This window comes from Pseudomonas sp. ATCC PTA-122608 (assembly GCF_001952855.1).
Taxonomy (GTDB): Bacteria; Pseudomonadota; Gammaproteobacteria; order Pseudomonadales; family Pseudomonadaceae; genus Aquipseudomonas.
The window spans coordinates 321,178-339,854 of sequence record NZ_LPNO01000046.1; the positions used below are offsets into that span (position 1 = coordinate 321,178).

Below are 18,677 nucleotides of genomic sequence, written 5' to 3' on the forward strand. Positions count from 1 at the left end.
TCACACTGCGGGCTTTTTTTCGTCGGGTGATCGGGCCCTATCTATGTAAAGCCCGCCGCATGATCAAGCTGCTTACGCTCGGATTTTTAATCAGGAGCCGATAGTGACATGGCTACAGATCCCGACACTTTCGTCTGGCAGCAAAAGATTCGCGACGGCCTGACTCGCCGCCTCGGCCGACACAACTCACCCAGCCAATTCATCAACCAGTTGCAGCTCGCTCAGGTACGTTGCGCCGAATCGACCAAGGCACTGCGTCGCCTGATGCTCCGTGCACCCAGCCTGCGGCGATGGGTGCGCGCGGCGTCGACGCAAACTCTCGCACTGGGCGTGCCACCAGATATCCGGGCAACCACGACGGGTTATTGGCAGGGCCTGGCCCCCGGTAGTGCGCTGGACCGTGAAGCGCGGTGGGTTGAGTTGTGCACCGAGGTATTTGCCCAGCGTGCGTTGCTGGCTCATGGGCTGTGCATGTTGTCAGACCATGGGTTGGCCATGGTCCTGGAGCTGGTGGACGCCCCTGACGTGTCAACGCGCCTGGCTGCGGGCGGTGCCTGGGAACGGTTGCAGGTCAGCGGCTTGCTCTGGCCTCGCGATGTTGCCGGGGGTGTTTCGGTCGCCGGGGCCCTGCACCTCTACCGCAGTGGCGACGGGCTGAATAATCGACAGGTGGTTTACCTGCCTGCGTCAGTGCAGCCCTTTCATGAGTTCGACAGCCTGAGACAGCTGCAACATCGATTACCAGAGGTGATAAACGGGGCGCAACGCGCCTTACTTTGGCAATGCCTGCCTCTGGTGAATCGACATGAACTGGCGTTGGATGTGAATAGCACGGTGCAGGCTTTCAGCGTTCGCCGCGCGCCGATTTTGACCGCTGATGCCCTGCGTCAGAGTGCGTTGGCGCAACTGCACACCCAGCGCGATAACGAATGGGCGAGCATCGATTCCCGTTACGCACCCTGGCTGACAGACAAGGTGGGCCAGGGATGTGACATGAGCCCTGCGCAGCGTTTACGGCTGATTGAGCGCAGTCGGCACGGGGCTCCGGACATGCCTGGGCTGAGCATCGCCGTTGAGCAGTTACTGGGCTGGGATGGTTACCGTCGAACAGGGCACATCACCTGCGCAGGGCTCGGTGCAGGCATGGCCTTTCGCACTCGGGAGGCATTGGTGCGGCGTCATGAGCAGGGGCTTCTGGCGTTGCTGGATCCCGCCGATTGGAGCCGCGATCACCAACCTTTTGGCGCTTTTATCACGTTGCAGACACAGTGGCAGCAGCAGGCTGAGACGGTGCGGCTGCTGCTGGAGGGGCACATGTCACAACTGGGGCAAAAAGCCTTCTGGATGTATGTGCCTGCGGGAGCTTCGCGGCATCGAGCCGCACAGTGGCTGCTCGCTCGCAGCCAGGCCCTGCTCCAGGATGCGCAACTGCAATACCGTTTGGGCCTGATCAGTGAAGATAACCTGGCCGCACTGAGTGAAGCCCTTGCATGGCGGGCCCCGGCTGAGGACAGCACCCGCAGCACCCGCGTCGTGCAACTGTCTGTGGGGCGCAGTGGGCAACCGCTGTATCGGTTGGTGGGAGTGTTTGTCGTCACCACTGTGCAAGCCCTCGTCCAACCGCAGGCCAGGCATCCCGTCCTGTTGCAGGTGCCGGGCATTGATGGAGGGTTGCAGGCGTTCGAGTCTCTGGATGAGCTACAGGTTTGTATTGATGCCAGCCTCAAGAGCCCGGATGGTTCGATGTTGTGGCGTTGTATAGGGCGCGATGAACGAGCGCAGGCGAAGGCCTTGGTTGCAGCACTTGGCACACAGGCAATGTTCGTGTCATTCCAGTTGATGGGGGCTGATGTGCTAGCGGACAGTTTCAAGGAGCAGATCAAGTGCCAGGCGCGAGTCGAACGCTGGGTGGCGCAGGGTGCCAAGCCGTTCAGTGAGGTCATAGACCCGACCCTGACGCACACCTTGCTGGCCCGTGAGTTGGCAGACAACCTGCACCTGCCCACCAGCGCCGCCCGCGCCATGGCTTTGGCCAATGTCAGCCTGCTACGGCTGGCGGCTGCCCGGACAAACACCTTCCCCGCATGGCTAACCACCGCGCCCCGTGCCCTGCGCAAACGTTATCAGGGCCATTACATCCATTATCTGACCAGCGTCCAGGCGCTTGAAGAACAGCTGCTTAAGATATTGCCGAGCCTGCAAACCTTTGCTCGCAAAAACCTGTTGGCGCAGTTGAGCCGTGAAGGCCTGATTCATCTGGACATCGATCAACCGCTGCTGGATATGCCCGATGATGTCAGCACTCATTGGGAATCGCATCCGCAGCGCCCGGCTGGGGATTCTGGCATACGGGTGGTGGTCAGCAAGGAGCGCCACACCTACAGCCTGCTGCAACTGGCGTTGCACAATCTGGATGAAGAGGCCCCCTGGACACAATGGCGCTTGAAGCGCGGCAGCTACCTGGACCCGCAGGTACAGCGGCTTTTGCCCCCTGACAAACTGGTCAAGCTGATCGCCAGCCTGGATCTTGCGGGTGCGTACGAGCAAATGATTGATCAGGTGTTCTACGCATCCAGCTCGCCTGTACTGTTCCAGGCGCTGGTCCAGCGACCGCTGGCGCAGCTTGCACGCCTGGAGTTATTCAGCGCCCGGCAACAAGGGTTAAGCGACGCAGCGCAGAGCATTTTCTCCACTGCACTGGCGGCAAAGACGCCACAGGACCTGCAGAAAAACGGCCACCAGTTGCAGCTGTTTTGCCCACACCTTGCGGCGTTTACCTTGCAACAGCCCCGGCACATCGCCGGTGTGTTGGTCATTCATGATCGGCTATCGGCCAAAACCCTGCTTTATTGGCCGCACATAGCCGGTCATCCGCCCCTCAGCGAACATGCGAGCCTGGAAGCGGCACAGCAGGCGCTGATGAACATGGCCGGCACGCCGCAAAACCGTCAGCACCTGGCCCGGCACATCGCTCCTGGTTGGGAGCACCAGGCGCTGCGCAGTTATCCGGTACCCATGGAGCCTGCGTTCGGGACTATCGATTGGCGCGGTGCCGCTACTTCAGTGTTCGATCTGTTTCAGGAGTCTTACTGGGTAAAGGCCGCGCAGCTTGTCGGGGGGCTGGTGCGCTGGTTCAAACGCCGCCGGGAGTTTCCCGCCAGTCACTTGGCAGAGATCGAGCAGGAGATCAACGAGCAGCACGAGCAGGCGCCGCAGCACTGGTTGGGGCTCACGGCTACCGGCGCCAGTGACATCTTGAGCATCCTGGCCCATGCCCACGTGCTGGGCTTACGGCGGGAAGTGCGGGCCATGGCCAATTCCCAGCAAGCGCTGGCGAGCTATCGCAAATGGCGCCTGGGCGAGCAATCGGAAGCGCGAGTGCGGGGAATATTGTCGTTTATCCCGGGCGTGAGCATCGGCGTCAATATTTATGAAGTGCTTCTGGCGGCCCGGCGGTTTCACCACAGCGGTGATCCTGCGGATGGCGTAGGTGTCGGGTTTGCTGTGTTGATTCTGTTGGCCGATGTGGCGCTGATGTTGCTGCCTTCTGCCAAGGGCACGCCGAAGCCTGGGTTGCAGGCCAGGACGTCGGTGATGAACCTTATCCAGCTTCGCCAGGCTGGGTTTTCCAACCTGGGGTTGACGGTCCCTGCGTGGGGGGTAAAGGGCCTTGAAGGATTCAAGAAAGCGTTACCGGTGGATGGGGCCGTCGCGCTGCACGGGCCGGTAAACAAGGGCACGTTTGTTAAGGCTGGCGAACAGTTTGTGTTGGATGACGGCCAGGCGTATCCGGTCTACCGACGCCGCAACGAGCGGGCGCTGCGGCTCAAGAGCCCGCGGAACGACGCTCAGGATGAGCTGGTTTTGTACATCGAACAGTCCGGTGAACGGCTGTTGGGCGCCGATGCCCCCGAGCCGCGGCCTGGGCTCAGTTCAGGTATTCACAGGCCTTGGGAGGCGCAAACGCCGGCAACCGAATGGGTTGCCCCGCCGGCTTCTCATACTGACCTGATAGCCCGGCAACCGGTATTGGCCTCAAGCCATTGGCAGGGCTGGGGGAGGTCGCTGCAGAGGCGGGTGACACAAGAGACTTCCGCAACTCGGCGGTTGTATCGGGTTCAGGGGGACGAACCCTTCGATGCGATAAAGCTGGGGGCGAATTTCTATGAACTGTTGCCCAGCGGCTCCAAGGCGTCGGACAGTATCGTGTTTATCAAAAAACCCGAGGTGGTCGCTGCAGAGCCGCGTCACGGGTTTATGCGCTGGCTGCTACCGGATGTGCGCGAGCAACCCGTTCCCGCAATGTTTGGCGCTGATGGGTTGTGGGTGCCACGTGAGCCATTGTTCGCCAGGCCCCTCGACGAATCTGTGAGGTACGCGTTCCCCGGTTTAACCCCTTCCAGTAATCGCTTCGTGGCTGAGCGTCTGGTGGAGCTGGCTGATTCCGGTCGCTCAATGACCGCGACCCGCCTCCTCAATATTCGTCTGACACTGGACGACTGGCTGCCTCCAATACCCAGAGCGGTGGGCCAGACGGATGACTTGTTGCGCATGCTCAGGCCGATTGTTCGCCGAGGTCATAAGAGCGTCAATATAGGAAGGGAGGGGGTTGTTCCCGGGCTGGAGCGCCTGGACTTTCAACTGCCCGTACCGCTTGACCCGGCTGTCCTCAACAATACGTCCATCAGCCACGCCAGGCCTATCGCCGCGCAACTGATGGTCAAGCAGGTGCTGGAGCAACAGGGGTTTTCGGTTCGACGACTGTACAAAGGCGGCTCCCCGCTGTTTTATAACTTCGTCTGCACCCATCCGAAGTCAAGCAACCTCTATTTCGTGCTGACGCGATGGGCGGAGTCGCCCAGCATTACCCTGAAATCCCGCAATATGTTGCAGCTGTCCGATGCGTGGTTTCGCAGTGCTGGCCAGTCGACAATCATGTTTCAGGCCGAGCGCTATCACCCTGTCCTCAAAGCGCTGGAGGAGCGGCGCCTGGTGCGGATTATCGCCGGCATACAACGTACCGAGGGTTCCGGCGTCACGGTGTTCTTCGTCAAACTTATACCGTTTTGATGGGCAATGCTAACGGCTCAGCAACGACGCTGCGCCGGCTCCGGAAAACAACCCGGCACTGACCCGGTTGAACCAGCTTTGGCCCTTGCCGCTGCGCAGATACCGCGCAGCGCCATGGGCGCCCAAGCCATAGGCCAGTTTGCACAGCAGGTCGAGCACGGTCCAGGTGGCGATCATGATCAGCAGCTGCGGCAAAAAGGCCTGCTGGGCACTGAGAAACTGCGGCAGGAAGGCGGCGAAAAACAGGATGTCTTTCGGGTTGCTGGCGCCCAGCACAAAGGCCCGGCCAAACAGCGCGCGAAAACGCGGGGTGGCGGCCACTTGCGGCACGTCGGCACCGAGTGACGGCTGCCGCGATTGCTGCCAGCTCTGCCAGGCAAGATAAAACAGGTACAGCGCGCCGACGATCTTCAGGGCGCTGAACAGCTGCTCCGAGGCCAACAACAACGCGCCCAAGCCCAGCGCCGAGGCGCTCAACAGGCAGATGGAAGCAATCACCCCACCGAGAAAGGCCGGGTACGAACGGCGCAGGCCGTAGTTCAAACTGTTGCTGATCATCAGCAAGGACAGGGGGCCGGGGATCAGGATCACCACCAGCGCAGCGCCGCTGAACAGCAGCCAGGTTTCCAGACTCATTGCATTCCTCCATTCGTACAAAAGCCCCACCCGACGGGGTGAGGCAGGGTCAAGCCAGTTGGCCTACAGGAACGCGAACTTGGCGATGAAGATCGCGCACAGCACCCACAGGCTGATGGAAATTTCCTTGTGTTTACCCGTGCCGGCCTTCAGCGCCACGTAGGTGATAAAACCCAACGCGATGCCATCGGCGACGGAAAAGGTCAGAGGCATCATGATCGCCGTGACGATCGCCGGAATGCTGTCGGTGGCGTCGTCCCAGTTGATGTGAGCCATGCCGCTCATCATCAGCATCGCCACATAGATCAACGCGCCTGCGGTGGCATAAGCGGGAATCATGCCAGCCAGCGGAGCAAAAAACATCGCTGCGATAAACAACACGCCAACCGTAACGGCCGTCAGCCCGGTACGGCCACCGGCGGCAACCCCGGCGGCGCTTTCCACGTAACTGGTGACTGGCGGCACGCCGACCATGGCGCCGAACACGCTGGAAGCACTGTCGGCTTTCAGGGCGCGGGAGAGGTTTTCGATCTTGCCATCGGCATTCACCAGGCCTGCACGCTGGGCCACGCCCATCAAGGTGCCAGCGGTGTCGAACATGTGCACAAACAGGAAGGCGAACACCACGCTGATCATGCTGACGTTGAACACGCCCATCACGTCCATGGCCATCCAGGTCGGCGCCAGGCTTGGCGGGGAGGCGATGATGCCGTGGTACTCCACCAGGCCCAGGCCCCAGCCGGCGAGGGTCACGGCGATGATGCTGATCAGGATCGCGCCAAATACCCGGTGGTAGCTGAGGATCGCAATCAACAGGAAGCAGATCGCCGCCAGCAGCGGGGCGGGCTCATGCAGGGAGCCGAGCTTGATCAGGGTGGCCGGGCTTTGCACGATGATGCCGGCGGTTTTCAGGCCGATCACCCCGAGAAACAGTCCGACACCTGCGCCCATCGCGTGGCGCAGGCTCACCGGAATGCTGCTGAGCAGCCACTCGCGAATACGCGAGAGCGTCAGGATCATGAACAACACACCGGAGATAAACACCGCACCCAGTGCCGTTTCCCAGTTGTAGCCCATGGTGCCGACCACGGTGTAGGTGAAAAACGCGTTCAGGCCCATGCCTGGTGCCAGGCCTACCGGCCAGTTGGCGTAGAGCCCCATCAGCAGGCAACCCAGCGCAGCCGCGATGCAGGTGGCGACAAACGCCGCGCCGTGATCGATGCCGGCGTCGGCCATGATGTTGGGGTTGACGAAGATGATGTAGGCCATGGTGATAAAGGTCGTGAGGCCAGCGATCAGCTCGGTCTTCACTGTGGTGCCATGCAAGCGGAGTTTGAACAGGCGTTCCAGCCAACCGTTGTGGGTTGGCGAGAGGTCGAGCGTAGGGGCTTCGGATTTGCGGCTTTCCACAGCAAGTACTCCTCAAGAGTTTTATTGTTATTTCCAGCGCCGGACACATGAGTGGGCAGCAGCGCTTTGAGGTACCAGCGGGTTTTGTTGACCAATAGGTCAGGAACTCGCACGAAGCGAATTATGCTTTTGTATACAAATAAAGCAAATAATGTTTTCTATTTTGTGTGCGAAAAGGATGAAAGGCAATTCAGGATTGGCCGCCGAGTGCCTTGTTTACCGCCAGCCAGCCCTCTACTGCCGTCTCGCCAGCCTCGGCAAACGCCCGTTGCAGAAGCTTCACTTGCTCGCGACGCAGGGATTGTTCGAAACGCTGACCTTCTTCGGTCAACTCCAGCAGGCGCTTACGTTTGTCGGTCTCGGACGCCACGCTGTTCACCAAGTGCATCTCCTGCAACTGGCGCAGCGGCATGTTCAACGCCTGTTTGCTCACGCCGAGCAATTCCAGCAACTCCTTGACGCTCAAGGCCGGGTAGCGCGCGATAAAAAACACGATGCGTTGATGCACCCGGCTCAGGCCCCGGCGCTCAAGCATTTCGTCGGCCTTGGCGGTGAACGCCTGGTAGCCGAAGAAGAAGGCTTCCATGGCGGTTTGTTGGCTGGTCTGGTTTTTAAGGTCAAGCATATTGACGTATCTGCCCAAGTCGTCGTAATTTCGGTCAACCAGTTTGACGTATTTTCCTCAGGCTTCGCTACCGGTGACCCATATGGCCTTCTCAGAACGTGTTTCGCGCCTCAAAAGCTCCTTGATCCGTGAAATCCTCGCGGCGGCGCAAAAGCCGCAGGTGATGTCCTTCGCCGGTGGCCTGCCGGCCGAAGTGATGCTGCCCAAGCTGGATTGGGAAGGCATGCCGCTGAATATTGGCCAGTACGGCATGAGCGAAGGCGAGCCGCAGTTGCGTGAGTTGCTGGCGGCCGAGGCGCGGGGGCTGGGTATTGCGTGCCAGGCCAGCCAGGTCATGGTGGTCAGCGGCTCCCAGCAAACCCTGGATTTGGCGGCCAAGTTGTATATCGACAACGGCACCAAAATCCTGCTGGAAGGCCCGACTTATCTCGCGGCGTTGCAGATATTCCAGCTATTCGGCGCCGAGTGCCTGACCGTGCAGCTTGAAGCGGACGGTCCGGACCTGAAGGCGCTGCGCAGCAGCCTTGAGCAGCATCGTCCGTCCTTCGTCTACTTGATCCCGACGTTCCAGAACCCCTCGGCGGTCCGCTACAGCGAGGCCAAGCGCGAGGCCGTCGCCGCACTGCTGGACGAGTTCGGCGTGACCCTGATCGAGGACGAGCCCTACCGCGAACTGACCTTCGACGGCGGCAGCGCGCAACCCATCGTCAGCCGGCTGAAAAAGGCCAGCTGGATCTACACCGGCACCGTATCCAAGACGTTGTTGCCCGGCCTGCGGGTCGGTTACCTGATCGCCAGCCCGGACCTGTTCCCGCACCTGCTCAAGCTCAAGCAATCGGCGGACCTGCACACCAATCGCGTTGGCCAGTGGCAGGCGATGCAATGGATCGGCACCGAGAAATACCAGCACCACCTGGTGGAACTGCGCAGTTTCTACCGAGGCCGCCGCGATGCATTCCAGGCTGCACTGGCGCGGCATTTCAGCGACCTGGCCGACTGGCAAATACCCCAGGGCGGATTATTCTTCTGGCTGACCTTGAAACAGCCGCTCGATACCCGCACCTTGTTGGCACCTGCGCTCGACCAGGACATCGCGTTCATGCCCGGTGAGCCGTTCTTTTCCGAGCCGGATAACCATCACGGTCACCTGCGGCTCAATTTCAGCCATATCGACCCGGCGCGTTTGGACGAAGGTCTCAAGCGTCTTGCCGCGGTGGTCCGTCAAGCACAGCACGCGCAAGCGGCATAGGGGAGCCTCCATGTACAAGGTTTACGGCGATTACAAATCGGGCAACTGCTACAAGGTCAAACTCATGCTCAGCTTGTTGGGCATCGACTATGAGTGGATCAATGTCGACATCCTGAACGGCGACACCCAGACCGCAGAGTTCCTGGCCAAGAACCCCAACGGCAAGATCCCGGTGCTGGAACTCGAAGACGGCACCTGCCTGTGGGAATCCAATGCGATCCTCAACTTCCTCGCCGACGGCAGCGAGTTCCTGCCCACCGAACCGCGCCTGCGCACCCAAGTGCTGCAGTGGCAGTTTTTCGAGCAGTACAGCCATGAACCGTATATTGCGGTGGCGCGGTTTATCCAGTTTTACCTGGGGCTGCCGGAAGATCGGCTGGAGGAATACAAGAAGCTGCACAAGGGCGGTTATAAAGCCCTGAAGGTGATGGAGCGTCAGTTGCAGTTGACCCCGTACTTGGTGGGCGACCAGTTCTCGATTGCCGATGTGGCGCTGTATGCCTACACCCATGTGGCGAATGAGGGTGGTTTTGACCTGGGCGCTTATCCGGGTGTGCAGGCGTGGTTGAAACGCGTGGCCAGCCATCCAAAGCATGTGCCGATGCTGGGCTGATCACCGGTCTTCTACTGTAGGAGCGAGCTTGCTCGCAAAAAACGCAAGAACACCGCGGGGTATCAGATGCCCCGCGTTATCGTTAACGTTCTTCGCGAGCAAGCTCGCTCCTACAGAGTTCGAAGCACCGTTCTGCCGCCGGGCTCAACGGCTGCCCACTCCGACTGATCAACCCGATCTCCCGGTTCACCCCCGGATGATTAATCATAATCCGCTTCAACCCTTCCAGGCTGTCCGCCGCCGATTCCGGCAACACACTGATCCCCAAGCCCTGCCGCACCAACGCCAACACGGTCGACATGTAGTTGGCCTCCATCCCCGCGAGCATCGTCAGGCGTGTTTCGTCGAACAACGCGTCCACCTGTTCCCGCACGCTGCTGTCGCGGCCGGTGAGGATGATCGGCTGCTCGGCCAGTTGCTCCAGGCTCAACTTTGCAAAGCGAGTCAGCGGATGATCCAGCGGCACGAACGCACATAACCGATCATTCAGCACTGGCACAAACGCCAGCCCATGACTCAACCGCGCCCGCACGCCAATGCCGAAATCCACCTCGCCCGAACGCACTTGCGCATGAATGCGATGGGCCACCAAGTCATGCAGGCGCACCTCGATCCCGGCAAAGCGCTCGCGAAACAGACGCAGGGCCGGCGGCAATGCACCGGCGCACACGGAGGGCAGGGCGGCGATGGTCACCACGCCTCGACGTAGCGCCGCAAGGTCGCGGGAGCCGGTGACGATGTTGTCCAGGTCGAGCAACAGCTTTTCCATCGGCCCGCGTGCATCCAGGCCGGCGGCGGTGATGCTGACGTGGCGCGGGCTGCGGTCGAGCAGGGCAACCCCGAGCCATTCCTCCAGTTGTTGCACCTGCACGGTCAGCGCTGAGGGCGACAAGTGCAGCTCATTGGCGGCCTTGGTAAAGCTGCCCGTGCGGGCAACGGCGAGAAACGCCTGGATATGCTGGATCGAATTTTTCATTTTTATTTTGCTCGAACGTTTTGTTTTTTCGAATGTGGAGTACCGAATATTCCAATTTACAAAGCCTAACGCGATTCCAATACTCCAGGAAAACAATAACCGGCCGAAAACGCCGTTCTGGAGTTACCCCATGCTCGCTACCCTGGGTGTCATCACCATCCTGTGCCTGCTCACTGCCGTCATGAGCAAACGCCTGTCGCCACTGGTGGCCCTGATCGCCTTGCCGATCATCGCCGCGCTGCTCGGCGGTTTCGGCCTGCAAACCAGCACCTTCATCATCACCGGCATCAAGAACGTCGCCCCCGTGGTGGGCATGTTTGTGTTCGCGATCCTGTTTTTCGGGATCATGACCGATGCCGGCATGCTGGATCCAATCATTGATCGCATCCTGCGCACGGTAGGGACGCGTCCTACACGGATTGTCGTCGGTACCGCGACCCTGGCGTTGCTGGTGCACCTGGACGGCTCCGGCGCGGTGACCTTCCTGGTGACGATCCCGGCGATGTTGCCGCTGTATACGCGATTGGGGATTGATAAACGCATCCTCGCGTGTGTGGCGGCGATGGCGGCCGGGGTCAACTTCCTGCCATGGACCGGCCCGGTGTTGCGCTCTTCGGCGGCGTTGCATGTGCCGGTGGCGGACTTGTTCCAGCCGCTGATCCCGGTGCAGATCGTCGGCCTGGTCTTTGTGTTTGCCTGCGCCTGGTGGCTGGGCCACCGTGAAGAAAAACGCTTGGGGCTGGGCGCCGGTTCCAGTGTGGACGCCGTGCCGCAACGGGTGCTCAGCGAGGAGGACATTGCCCTGCGTCGCCCGCGGCTGTTCTGGGTCAACCTGATCCTGACGGTGCTGGTGATGGTGGTGATGATTGCCGGTTGGGTCGACCCGGTGGTGATGTTCATGCTCGGCACCGTGGTGGCGTTGTGCATCAACTACCCGAACGTCGACGCCCAGCGCGCGCGGATCGATGCCCACGCAAAAACCGCCCTGACCATGGCCAGCATCCTGCTCGCCGCCGGTGTGTTCACCGGCATCATGCAAGGCACCGGCATGCTCAAGGCCATTGCCGAGGTGGCGGTGGCGCAGATTCCGGCGGGCCACGGCAAGCTGATCCCGGCGGTGGTGGGCTTCCTGTCGATGCCGTTGAGCATGCTGTTTGATCCCGACTCCTACTACTTCGGCGTGATGCCGGTGATTGCCGAAGTCGGCAAAGCCCTGGGCGTCGACCCGCTGCAAGTGGCCCAGGCCTCGTTGCTGGGCGTGCACACCACCGGCTTCCCGGTCAGCCCGCTGACGCCCGCGACCTTCCTGTTGGTGGGCCTGTGCAAGATCGAACTGGCCGATCACCAGCGCTTCACCATCCCCTTTCTGTTTGCCGCGTCGGTGTTGATGACCCTGACGGCTTTGCTCCTGGGAGTGATTTGACATGAAAACCTTGCGCATCGGTTCCGGCGCCGGCTACTCCGGTGACCGTATCGAGCCTGCGGTGGAGTTGGCCGAACAGGGCGACCTGGATTACCTGGTCTTCGAATGCCTGGCTGAACGCACCATCGCCCTGGCGCAACAGGCGCGGATCAGCGATCCACAAGGCGGTTACGACCCGCTGCTGAGTGAGCGCATGCGCCGCGTGCTGCCCTTTGTCGGCCAGCCCGGCGGGCGCCGGCGCTTGCGGGTAATTACCAATATGGGCGCGGCCAACCCTGTGGCGGCGGCAGTGGAAGTGCGCCGGATTGCCAGTGAGCTGGGGCTGAACCTCAAGGTGCTGGCGGTGATTGGCGATGACGTGCTTGAGACCCTGCGGGGCCAGCCGGAGCAGTTGCTCGACAACGGCCAGACCCTTGGCTCATTGGGCGATCGGCTGATTTCCGCAAATGCCTACCTGGGTGCCGACGGCATTATCGACGCGTTGCGCGCCGATGCCGACGTGGTGATCACCGGCCGGGTGGCAGACCCTTCGTTGTTCCTGGCGCCGCAGATGTTCGAATTCGGTTGGGCTGGCGATGATTGGCAACGCCTGGGACGTGGCACGCTGGTGGGGCATTTGCTGGAATGTGCCGGGCAGGTCAGCGGTGGCTACTTTGCCGATCCGGGTTTCAAGGACGTGGACGACCTGGCACGCCTGGGCTTTCCGTTGGCCGAGATTGATGCCGACGGCGAGGCACTGATCACCAAGGTCGCCGGCACCGGTGGGCGGGTCAGCCGGGCCACGTGCACCGAACAACTGATCTACGAAGTGCATGATCCGGCCGCCTACCTTACGCCGGACGTGTGCGCGGATTTTTCCGGGGTGGCGTTTACCGAAGAAGCCGTGGACCGGGTGCGAGCCCATGGCGCAAGTGGACGGCCAAGGCCAGAGCAGTTGAAAGTCAGTGTCGGGTATCTGGATGGCTGGATCGGCGAGGGTCAGATTTCCTACGGCGGCCCGGGTGCGATCGCCCGTGCGCAGTTGGCTCGCGATGTAGTCCTCAAACGGTTGGAACTGACCGGCGTGCGCATGCAGGACGTGCGTGCCGAATTGATCGGCATCGACTCCCTGCACGGCCCGCGCAGCACTGTTGAACCGTGGGAAGTGCGCCTGCGCGTTGCCGCCCGCTGCGAAGAACGCAGCGAGGCGGTGCGCGTCGGCAATGAAGTGGAAACCCTCTACACCAACGGCCCCTCCGGCGGCGGTGGCGCGAGCAAGAGCCTGCGCCAGGTGGTGGCGGTGGCGTCGTTATTGCTGGCGCGCAATGCGGTCAACCCGAGGATCGAGTCATGAAGCTGCATACCCTGGCCCATTCGCGTACCGGCGATAAGGGCGACACCTCGAACATCTCGATCATTGCGTATCGGGCCGAGGACTATCCGCTGCTCTGCGAGCAATTGACGGCTGAGGCGGTGGCGGCGTTTTTTGCGCCGTTACTGGAGGAGGGCGCAGCACCGGTGCGGCGTTATGAGCTGCCCAATGTGCAGGCGCTGAACTTCGTGTTGCCGGGGATCTTGCGGGGTGGGGTGACGCGGTCGCTGGCGCTGGATGCCCATGGCAAGTGCCTGGGCTCTGCATTACTGGATATTGAATTGCGCTCCCTGTAGGAGCGAGCGTGCTCGCGAAAAACCTGAGAATCCCGCTGGGTGCCAGGCTTCCCGCGTTATCGTTTGCGACCTTCGCGAGCAAGCTCGCTCCTACAGGGGAAGCGTGGCCGGGCTTCAGACCGCCGCAAACCGCTTGTCCAGGTAATCGATGATCACCTTGGAGTCGTACATCCAGGTGGTCTGGCCGTTTTCTTCAATGCGCAGGCACGGCACCTTGATCTTGCCGCCTTGCTCCAGCAAGGTCTGGCGATCCTGTTCGTTGTTCTTCGCGTCCTTCAAGGCCACCGGCACGTTCAGGCGGTGCAGGGTGCGGCGGGTCTTCACGCAGAACGGGCAGGCGTGGAATTGATACAGCGTCAGGTCCTTGGCCGCCTGGTCAACCAGGGCTTGGGCGCTCGCCGGGCGTTGTTGCTTGCGCGGGCGGGTGATGAAGTCGCCGAAGATGATGATCTGGCCGAGGCCTACTCGAAGCGCTTTAACGAACACGGTTATAAACCTCTTGCCCTAGACTTAAGGGGCCGCAGCTTACCTGATTTTTCACAGGCGAAAAAAAACCGGCGATGAACGCCGGTTTTTCCAGGTGCTGCGTATTACTTGATCAGGCTGAGAAACTCGCTGCGGGTCGCCGCGTTTTCGCGGAACTCACCCAGCATCACCGACGTGATCATCGACGAATTCTGCTTCTCCACACCGCGCATCATCATGCACATGTGCTTGGCCTCGATCACCACCGCAACGCCCAGGGCGCCGGTGACCTGCTGGACCGCATCGGCGATCTGGCGGCTGAGGTTTTCCTGGATCTGCAGGCGGCGGGCATACATATCGACGATACGCGCGACCTTCGACAGGCCCAGCACTTTGCCGCTCGGGATATACGCGACGTGAGCCTTGCCGATAAACGGCAGCAGGTGGTGTTCGCACAGCGAGTACAACTCGATGTCCTTGACCAGCACCATTTCGCTGTTGTCAGAGCTGAACAAGGCACCGTTGGTGACCTCTTCGAGGGTCTGTTCATAACCGCGGCAAAGATACTGCATGGCCTTGGCTGCACGTTTTGGCGTGTCGAGCAGGCCCTCGCGGGAGACGTCCTCGCCGAGTTGGCCAAGGATCTCTGTGTAATTCTGTTCCAGGGACATGAAACTACCTAGTAGGGTTTTCGCAAAGGGCAAGGGTACGGCGGCCAACACATCGCTGCAAGCCTGACGATGGCACTTGTTACTCGTCGCGGCCTTCCATCATGGTGCGCTTGAGCATCACATACACCGCACCAGCGCCGCCGTGACGTGGCTGGCATGAGGTAAAACCGAGCACTTGCGAGTGCTGGCGCAGCCAGGTGTTGACGTGGCTTTTGATCATCGGCCGCTTACCGTCCAGGCGCACAGCCTTGCCGTGGGTGACGCACACGCAGCGGATTTCGAATTTGGTGGCTTCAGCGAGGAACGCCCAGAGGGTTTCGCGGGCTTTTTCGACGGTCATGCCGTGCAGGTCGAGGCTGCCTTCGAACGGAATCTGGCCGACCTTGAGCTTGCGCATCTGGCTTTCCTGCACGCCGTCGCGGGCCCACATCAGCTCGTCTTCGGGGCCTACATCGATAACGAACTGATCCGACAGGCCGTCCACGGTGGTGGCGTCCGTGCGCACGGTCGCGGCCTGGCGCAGCTTGGCGATCTGGGCGCGGTCGGTCTTGGGTTTGCCGGTCTCGGCGCGATCGTGCTTGATCGGCTTGACGCCGCGCAGCTCGTTCTTGAATAGGGAAAAATCGTCGTCTTGCATGTCAGCCTCCGCGAAGGGCGGGCAGTTTACCTAATCGCGGCGGCTTGATGCGCAACAAACGCTATCTGTACGCCATCAGTCGTGCTTTTTCATCAGGTGCGAGGCGATGTTCAGTGACAGGGGCTGGCGCATGCGCCGACGGCAACGGCGCCACAGCCAGACGCCGAACCACAGCACCAGCAGGCCGATCACCAACAGTATTGCAGAACCGCCCGGGCTGGCGTTCAGTTCGCCCAAAGCCGGTGAATGTCCAGACAAACCAGCGGCACCGGCAATTGCCAGCAGCACGCCCACGATCGCAAACAGCGCGGCAAAGCCGGCGCCGATGCGCAGACGCCAGTTGCTTGGGCCCTTGGGGCGCAAGCGACGAGCATCAAAACCATCGGATATCTTCATTCCGACCTTTCCTCCAGGGTATCGGCCCTTCGACCGGAAGATACACAGGTTGTTCCGGGTACAGAGGCAATTGCAGCAAATGACAGGTATTTGCGGATGAGCGGGCGGCTACCCGCTCATCGAAGGTCGATCAGATCAGATCTTTGGTCAAGGCGAGGGTGGCGAAGTTGTCGGCCATGATGGCCATTTCGGTCTGCTGCACGTGGTCGGCGCTGAGGATGCCGCCCTTGTACGGCAGGTCGCGGGTGGCGCAGGCGTCTTCTACCAGGGTGCAGCGAAAGCCCAGGTTCTTTGCCGCACGCACGGTGGTGCTGACGCTGGAGTGGCTCATGAAGCCGCAGACAATCAGGTCCAGGGAACCGAGGTCCTGCAGGTGCTTCTCCAGGCCAGTGCCATGGAAGGCGCTTGGCAGCAGCTTGCCGATGATGGTCTCGTCGGCCTGGGGCTCGAGGCCTGGAATGAATTCACCGCGCTCGCCCTGGGGATCAAACAGCCCGCCGACTGTGCCCAAGTGGCGCACATGCACGATCGGGCGCCCGGCGTTGCGCGCGGCAGCGGCCAGTTGCTTGACGTTTTCCACAGCCGCGTCCATGCCCGAGAGGGCGAGGGGACCGCTGAGGTATTCCTTCTGGGCGTCGATGATCACGAGGGTCGCATGGTTCAGGTTCGCCGCTGCGTAACCACGACCGCTGAGTTGAAACATCGTCTTTGGAACGGACATTCTGGGGCTCCTGTGAGTGGGGCTTTTGTGACATTGTCCTCTGGCTGAGCGCTTCTGTGAATCGCTACCATCGTAAGGTACGCCGTTGCTGGCGTGTAGCGATGTCAATAGGTCACTACGTTTAGGCAAAAGCCACGTTTAAGATGAAATCCGACGTGCGGCAAAGGGTTTTTTCGTACATCGTCGGTACAGCTTAAGACTGTTAGAATCGCCGGTCGTTTTTTCCAGGAGCTTGCCCCCGTGATCACTTCTCGCCTGCGCACCTTGCGCGACCACATCCGATGGGCCGTCAGCCGTTTCCATGGGGAAGACCTGTTTTTCGGGCATGGCACCGACAACGCCTGGGACGAAGCCCGGCAACTGGTGCTCGGCGCCTTGCACCTGCCGTGGGAAATTGCCGACAGCTACCTGGATTGCAACCTGGAAGAAGAGGAAATCTCCCACGTACAACGCTTGCTGCACCGACGTATCCACGAGCGCGTGCCGACCGCCTACCTGTTGAAGGAAGCCTGGTTCTGCGGCATGTCGTTTATCGTCGATGAGCGCGTGCTGATTCCACGCTCACCGATTGGCGAACTGATCGAAAACCGCTTCGAACCGTGGCTTGGCACACCGCCAGCACGCATTCTGGACCTGTGCACCGGTTCCGGTTGCATCGGTATTGCGTGCGCCTACGAGTTCCAGGACGCCGAAGTGGTGCTGGGCGACTTGTCCTTTGAAGCACTGGAAGTGGCCAACCAGAACATCGAGCGCCATGGCGTCGACGAGCGGGTCTATACCGTTCAGGGCGATGGTTTTGATGGTTTGCCGGGCCAGCGTTTTGACCTGATCGTGTCCAACCCGCCCTATGTTGATGCCGAAGACTTTGCCGACATGCCGGATGAATACCAGCACGAGCCGGAACTGGGCCTGGCTTGCGGAGATGACGGTTTGAACCTGGTTCGGCGGATGCTGGCCGAAGCGGCGGATCACTTGACCGAGAAGGGCTTGCTGATTGTCGAGGTGGGCAACAGCCAGGTTCACGTCGAGGCGTTGTACCCGGAAGTGGACTTTGCCTGGCTGGAGTTCCAGCGCGGTGGGCATGGCGTGTTCATGTTGACGGCAGAGCAATGCCGGGCGCATCAGGCGGTGTTTGCCGCCAGGGTTTAACCGCTTCCAAGTGAGTAACGCGGTCAGTGTGGGAGCGGGCTTGCTCGCGAATGCGGTGTGTCAGTCTCTGGATATCTTGACTGAACCACCGCATTCGCGAGCAAGCCCGCTCCCACATTTTGATCCGGTTTCAATTGAGAAACCGGGTTACCTGTGCGTCGCAATCCAGATCAACAACCCCGCCTGAAACACGGTAAACGCCACCAAACACGTAATCGTAAAGCGCAACCCGCTGTCTTCGCGCTTGAACTTGGTGACCTTTTCCTCTTCCTTGCGCAGCTTTACTTCCTGCTCGGCCAGGTTCTGCTCGGCCTGTTGCAGCATCTGCGCCGCTTCCAGAATCTCTACGAACTGCAGCTTCTCCGTGTTCCAGCTGTCCAGCACATCGCTGACCTTGCCCGGCTGCACGTTGCCCTTCAAATGCTGGACATCGGCATACGCCACATCAAAGCCCTGGATTCGCAGGAAGTGATCCCGGCGCAAGCGTGTGGCTTCGTTCAGTGCGTCCTTGTTGGCCAGGTCAACGCCGTCGACGCGGTAGTGCGACCACTTCTTTTTCGCCCAGGCAGCGCCCTGGGCCACCAGGAAGCGGCCGATGCCGCGGTTCGCCGGTTCGATCTCCAGGCTGTTGCCCGGGCCAAAATGCACGCGGTGGGTGGCGTGGTCGACCCAGATATCCAGGTGATTCTGTTCCCGGCGCACCCGCTGGCCAGGCAATTGGATGACCATGCGCAGCAGGCTGTGGTCTTTGTTGTTGCGTTCGGCCCAGCCGAACTGCACAAAGCGCAGGGGCCGCACGCCGGTGGCGCGGTCGGTGGCTAAAGGGGCCAGGCGCAGCATCTTGAAATGTTCGGCCTGTACCTCCGCCCACGGTAACGCGGCCGATGCGGCGGCCTCGGTGTCAGCCGTGGTGTCGGCGGTAGGTTCGGGTGTTGCTTCGGTGTTCGTCATTCGGCGCGATCCTGTCCAAGCTCTGCGGGCCGACAGGC

General features: G+C 61.0%; 17 protein-coding genes and 1 pseudogene. 7 read left to right on the forward strand and 11 right to left on the reverse strand.

Translation table 11 applies throughout. The features are described from left to right. Nucleotides 1-108 precede the first annotated feature (108 nt). Entirely contained in the window at nt 109-5,070 is a 4,962-nt protein-coding gene (locus AU074_RS27400; protein WP_076017385.1) for a dermonecrotic toxin domain-containing protein, read from the forward strand. A 9-nt stretch (nt 5,071-5,079) separates the two neighbouring features. On the opposite strand, the gene AU074_RS27405 is transcribed toward AU074_RS27400, so the two are convergent. The 3 genes from AU074_RS27405 to AU074_RS27415 all read right to left on the reverse strand — a co-directional run bounded on the left by AU074_RS27405 (nt 5,080) and on the right by AU074_RS27415 (nt 7,741). Further along, nucleotides 5,080-5,706 (reverse strand): LysE family translocator, encoded by a 627-nt coding sequence (locus AU074_RS27405; RefSeq protein ID WP_076017386.1) that lies wholly within the window; start codon nt 5,704-5,706, stop codon nt 5,080-5,082. A gap of 63 nt (nt 5,707-5,769) precedes the next feature. Next, nucleotides 5,770-7,116: an NCS2 family permease gene (locus AU074_RS27410; protein ID WP_076017387.1), complete on the reverse strand. Its 1,347-nt coding sequence runs from the start codon at nt 7,114-7,116 to the stop codon at nt 5,770-5,772. A 190-nt stretch (nt 7,117-7,306) separates the two neighbouring features. Beyond that, on the reverse strand, nt 7,307-7,741 hold the full coding sequence (locus AU074_RS27415) for a MarR family winged helix-turn-helix transcriptional regulator (protein WP_010176086.1): 435 nt from the start codon (nt 7,739-7,741) through the stop codon (nt 7,307-7,309). An 82-nt stretch (nt 7,742-7,823) separates the two neighbouring features. Between AU074_RS27415 and AU074_RS27420 the strand changes: the two genes are divergently transcribed. Together AU074_RS27420 and AU074_RS27425 are read left to right on the forward strand one after the other, a co-directional pair. Then, nucleotides 7,824-8,990 (forward strand): PLP-dependent aminotransferase family protein, encoded by a 1,167-nt coding sequence (locus AU074_RS27420; protein ID WP_076017388.1) that lies wholly within the window; start codon nt 7,824-7,826, stop codon nt 8,988-8,990. A gap of 10 nt (nt 8,991-9,000) precedes the next feature. Beyond that, the gene (locus AU074_RS27425; RefSeq protein WP_076017389.1) at nt 9,001-9,603 is read left to right on the forward strand and encodes a glutathione S-transferase family protein; all 603 of its coding nucleotides are present in this window, start codon (nt 9,001-9,003) and stop codon (nt 9,601-9,603) included. A 12-nt stretch (nt 9,604-9,615) separates the two neighbouring features. On the opposite strand, the pseudogene AU074_RS34675 reads toward AU074_RS27425, so the two are convergent. Beyond that, a pseudogene (locus tag AU074_RS34675) lies at nt 9,616-9,705 on the reverse strand (outer membrane lipoprotein carrier protein LolA); the annotation flags it as partial. After that, nucleotides 9,686-10,579 carry a LysR family transcriptional regulator gene (locus AU074_RS27430; RefSeq protein WP_076017390.1) on the reverse strand — a complete coding sequence of 298 codons (894 nt, stop codon included), beginning with the start codon at nt 10,577-10,579 and terminating at the stop codon, nt 9,686-9,688. The pseudogene AU074_RS34675 and the gene AU074_RS27430, both read right to left, overlap by 20 nt. A gap of 130 nt (nt 10,580-10,709) precedes the next feature. Between AU074_RS27430 and AU074_RS27435 the strand changes: the two genes are divergently transcribed. The 3 genes from AU074_RS27435 to AU074_RS27445 are packed head-to-tail and all read left to right on the forward strand — an operon-like array spanning nt 10,710 to nt 13,649. Beyond that, complete coding sequence (locus tag AU074_RS27435) at nt 10,710-12,002, forward strand: CitMHS family transporter (RefSeq protein ID WP_076017391.1); 1,293 nt, start codon at nt 10,710-10,712, stop codon at nt 12,000-12,002. Nucleotide 12,003: 1 nt separating this feature from the next. After that, complete coding sequence (locus tag AU074_RS27440) at nt 12,004-13,335, forward strand: acyclic terpene utilization AtuA family protein (protein WP_076017392.1); 1,332 nt, start codon at nt 12,004-12,006, stop codon at nt 13,333-13,335. After that, a complete protein-coding gene (locus AU074_RS27445; RefSeq protein ID WP_076017393.1) occupies nt 13,332-13,649 on the forward strand; it encodes a hypothetical protein in 318 nt (105 codons plus the stop codon). Before AU074_RS27440 ends, AU074_RS27445 begins: the two co-directional genes overlap by 4 nt. Before the next feature lie 114 nt (nt 13,650-13,763). Here AU074_RS27445 and AU074_RS27450 read toward each other — a convergent pair whose 3' ends face one another. The 5 genes from AU074_RS27450 to AU074_RS27470 all read right to left on the reverse strand — a co-directional run bounded on the left by AU074_RS27450 (nt 13,764) and on the right by AU074_RS27470 (nt 16,539). Beyond that, complete coding sequence (locus AU074_RS27450; RefSeq protein ID WP_076017394.1) at nt 13,764-14,135, reverse strand: glutathione S-transferase N-terminal domain-containing protein; 372 nt, start codon at nt 14,133-14,135, stop codon at nt 13,764-13,766. 104 nt (nt 14,136-14,239) lie between these two features. After that, a complete protein-coding gene (gene folE, locus AU074_RS27455) occupies nt 14,240-14,785 on the reverse strand; it encodes a GTP cyclohydrolase I FolE (protein ID WP_024076633.1) in 546 nt (181 codons plus the stop codon). 79 nt (nt 14,786-14,864) lie between these two features. After that, on the reverse strand, nt 14,865-15,422 hold the full coding sequence (locus AU074_RS27460) for a Smr/MutS family protein (RefSeq protein ID WP_076017395.1): 558 nt from the start codon (nt 15,420-15,422) through the stop codon (nt 14,865-14,867). Between the two features lie 75 nt (nt 15,423-15,497). Continuing rightward, nucleotides 15,498-15,818 carry a hypothetical protein gene (locus AU074_RS27465; protein WP_076017396.1) on the reverse strand — a complete coding sequence of 107 codons (321 nt, stop codon included), beginning with the start codon at nt 15,816-15,818 and terminating at the stop codon, nt 15,498-15,500. A gap of 130 nt (nt 15,819-15,948) precedes the next feature. After that, complete coding sequence (locus AU074_RS27470) at nt 15,949-16,539, reverse strand: cysteine hydrolase family protein (RefSeq protein ID WP_076017397.1); 591 nt, start codon at nt 16,537-16,539, stop codon at nt 15,949-15,951. A 240-nt stretch (nt 16,540-16,779) separates the two neighbouring features. On the opposite strand from AU074_RS27470, the gene prmB reads away from it, so the two are divergent. After that, complete coding sequence (prmB, locus tag AU074_RS27475) at nt 16,780-17,688, forward strand: 50S ribosomal protein L3 N(5)-glutamine methyltransferase (protein WP_003213129.1); 909 nt, start codon at nt 16,780-16,782, stop codon at nt 17,686-17,688. 147 nt (nt 17,689-17,835) lie between these two features. Here the strand turns inward: prmB and AU074_RS27480 are convergent, their stop codons facing one another. Continuing rightward, nucleotides 17,836-18,639 (reverse strand): hypothetical protein, encoded by an 804-nt coding sequence (locus AU074_RS27480; protein ID WP_003213127.1) that lies wholly within the window; start codon nt 18,637-18,639, stop codon nt 17,836-17,838. Nucleotides 18,640-18,677 lie beyond the last annotated feature (38 nt).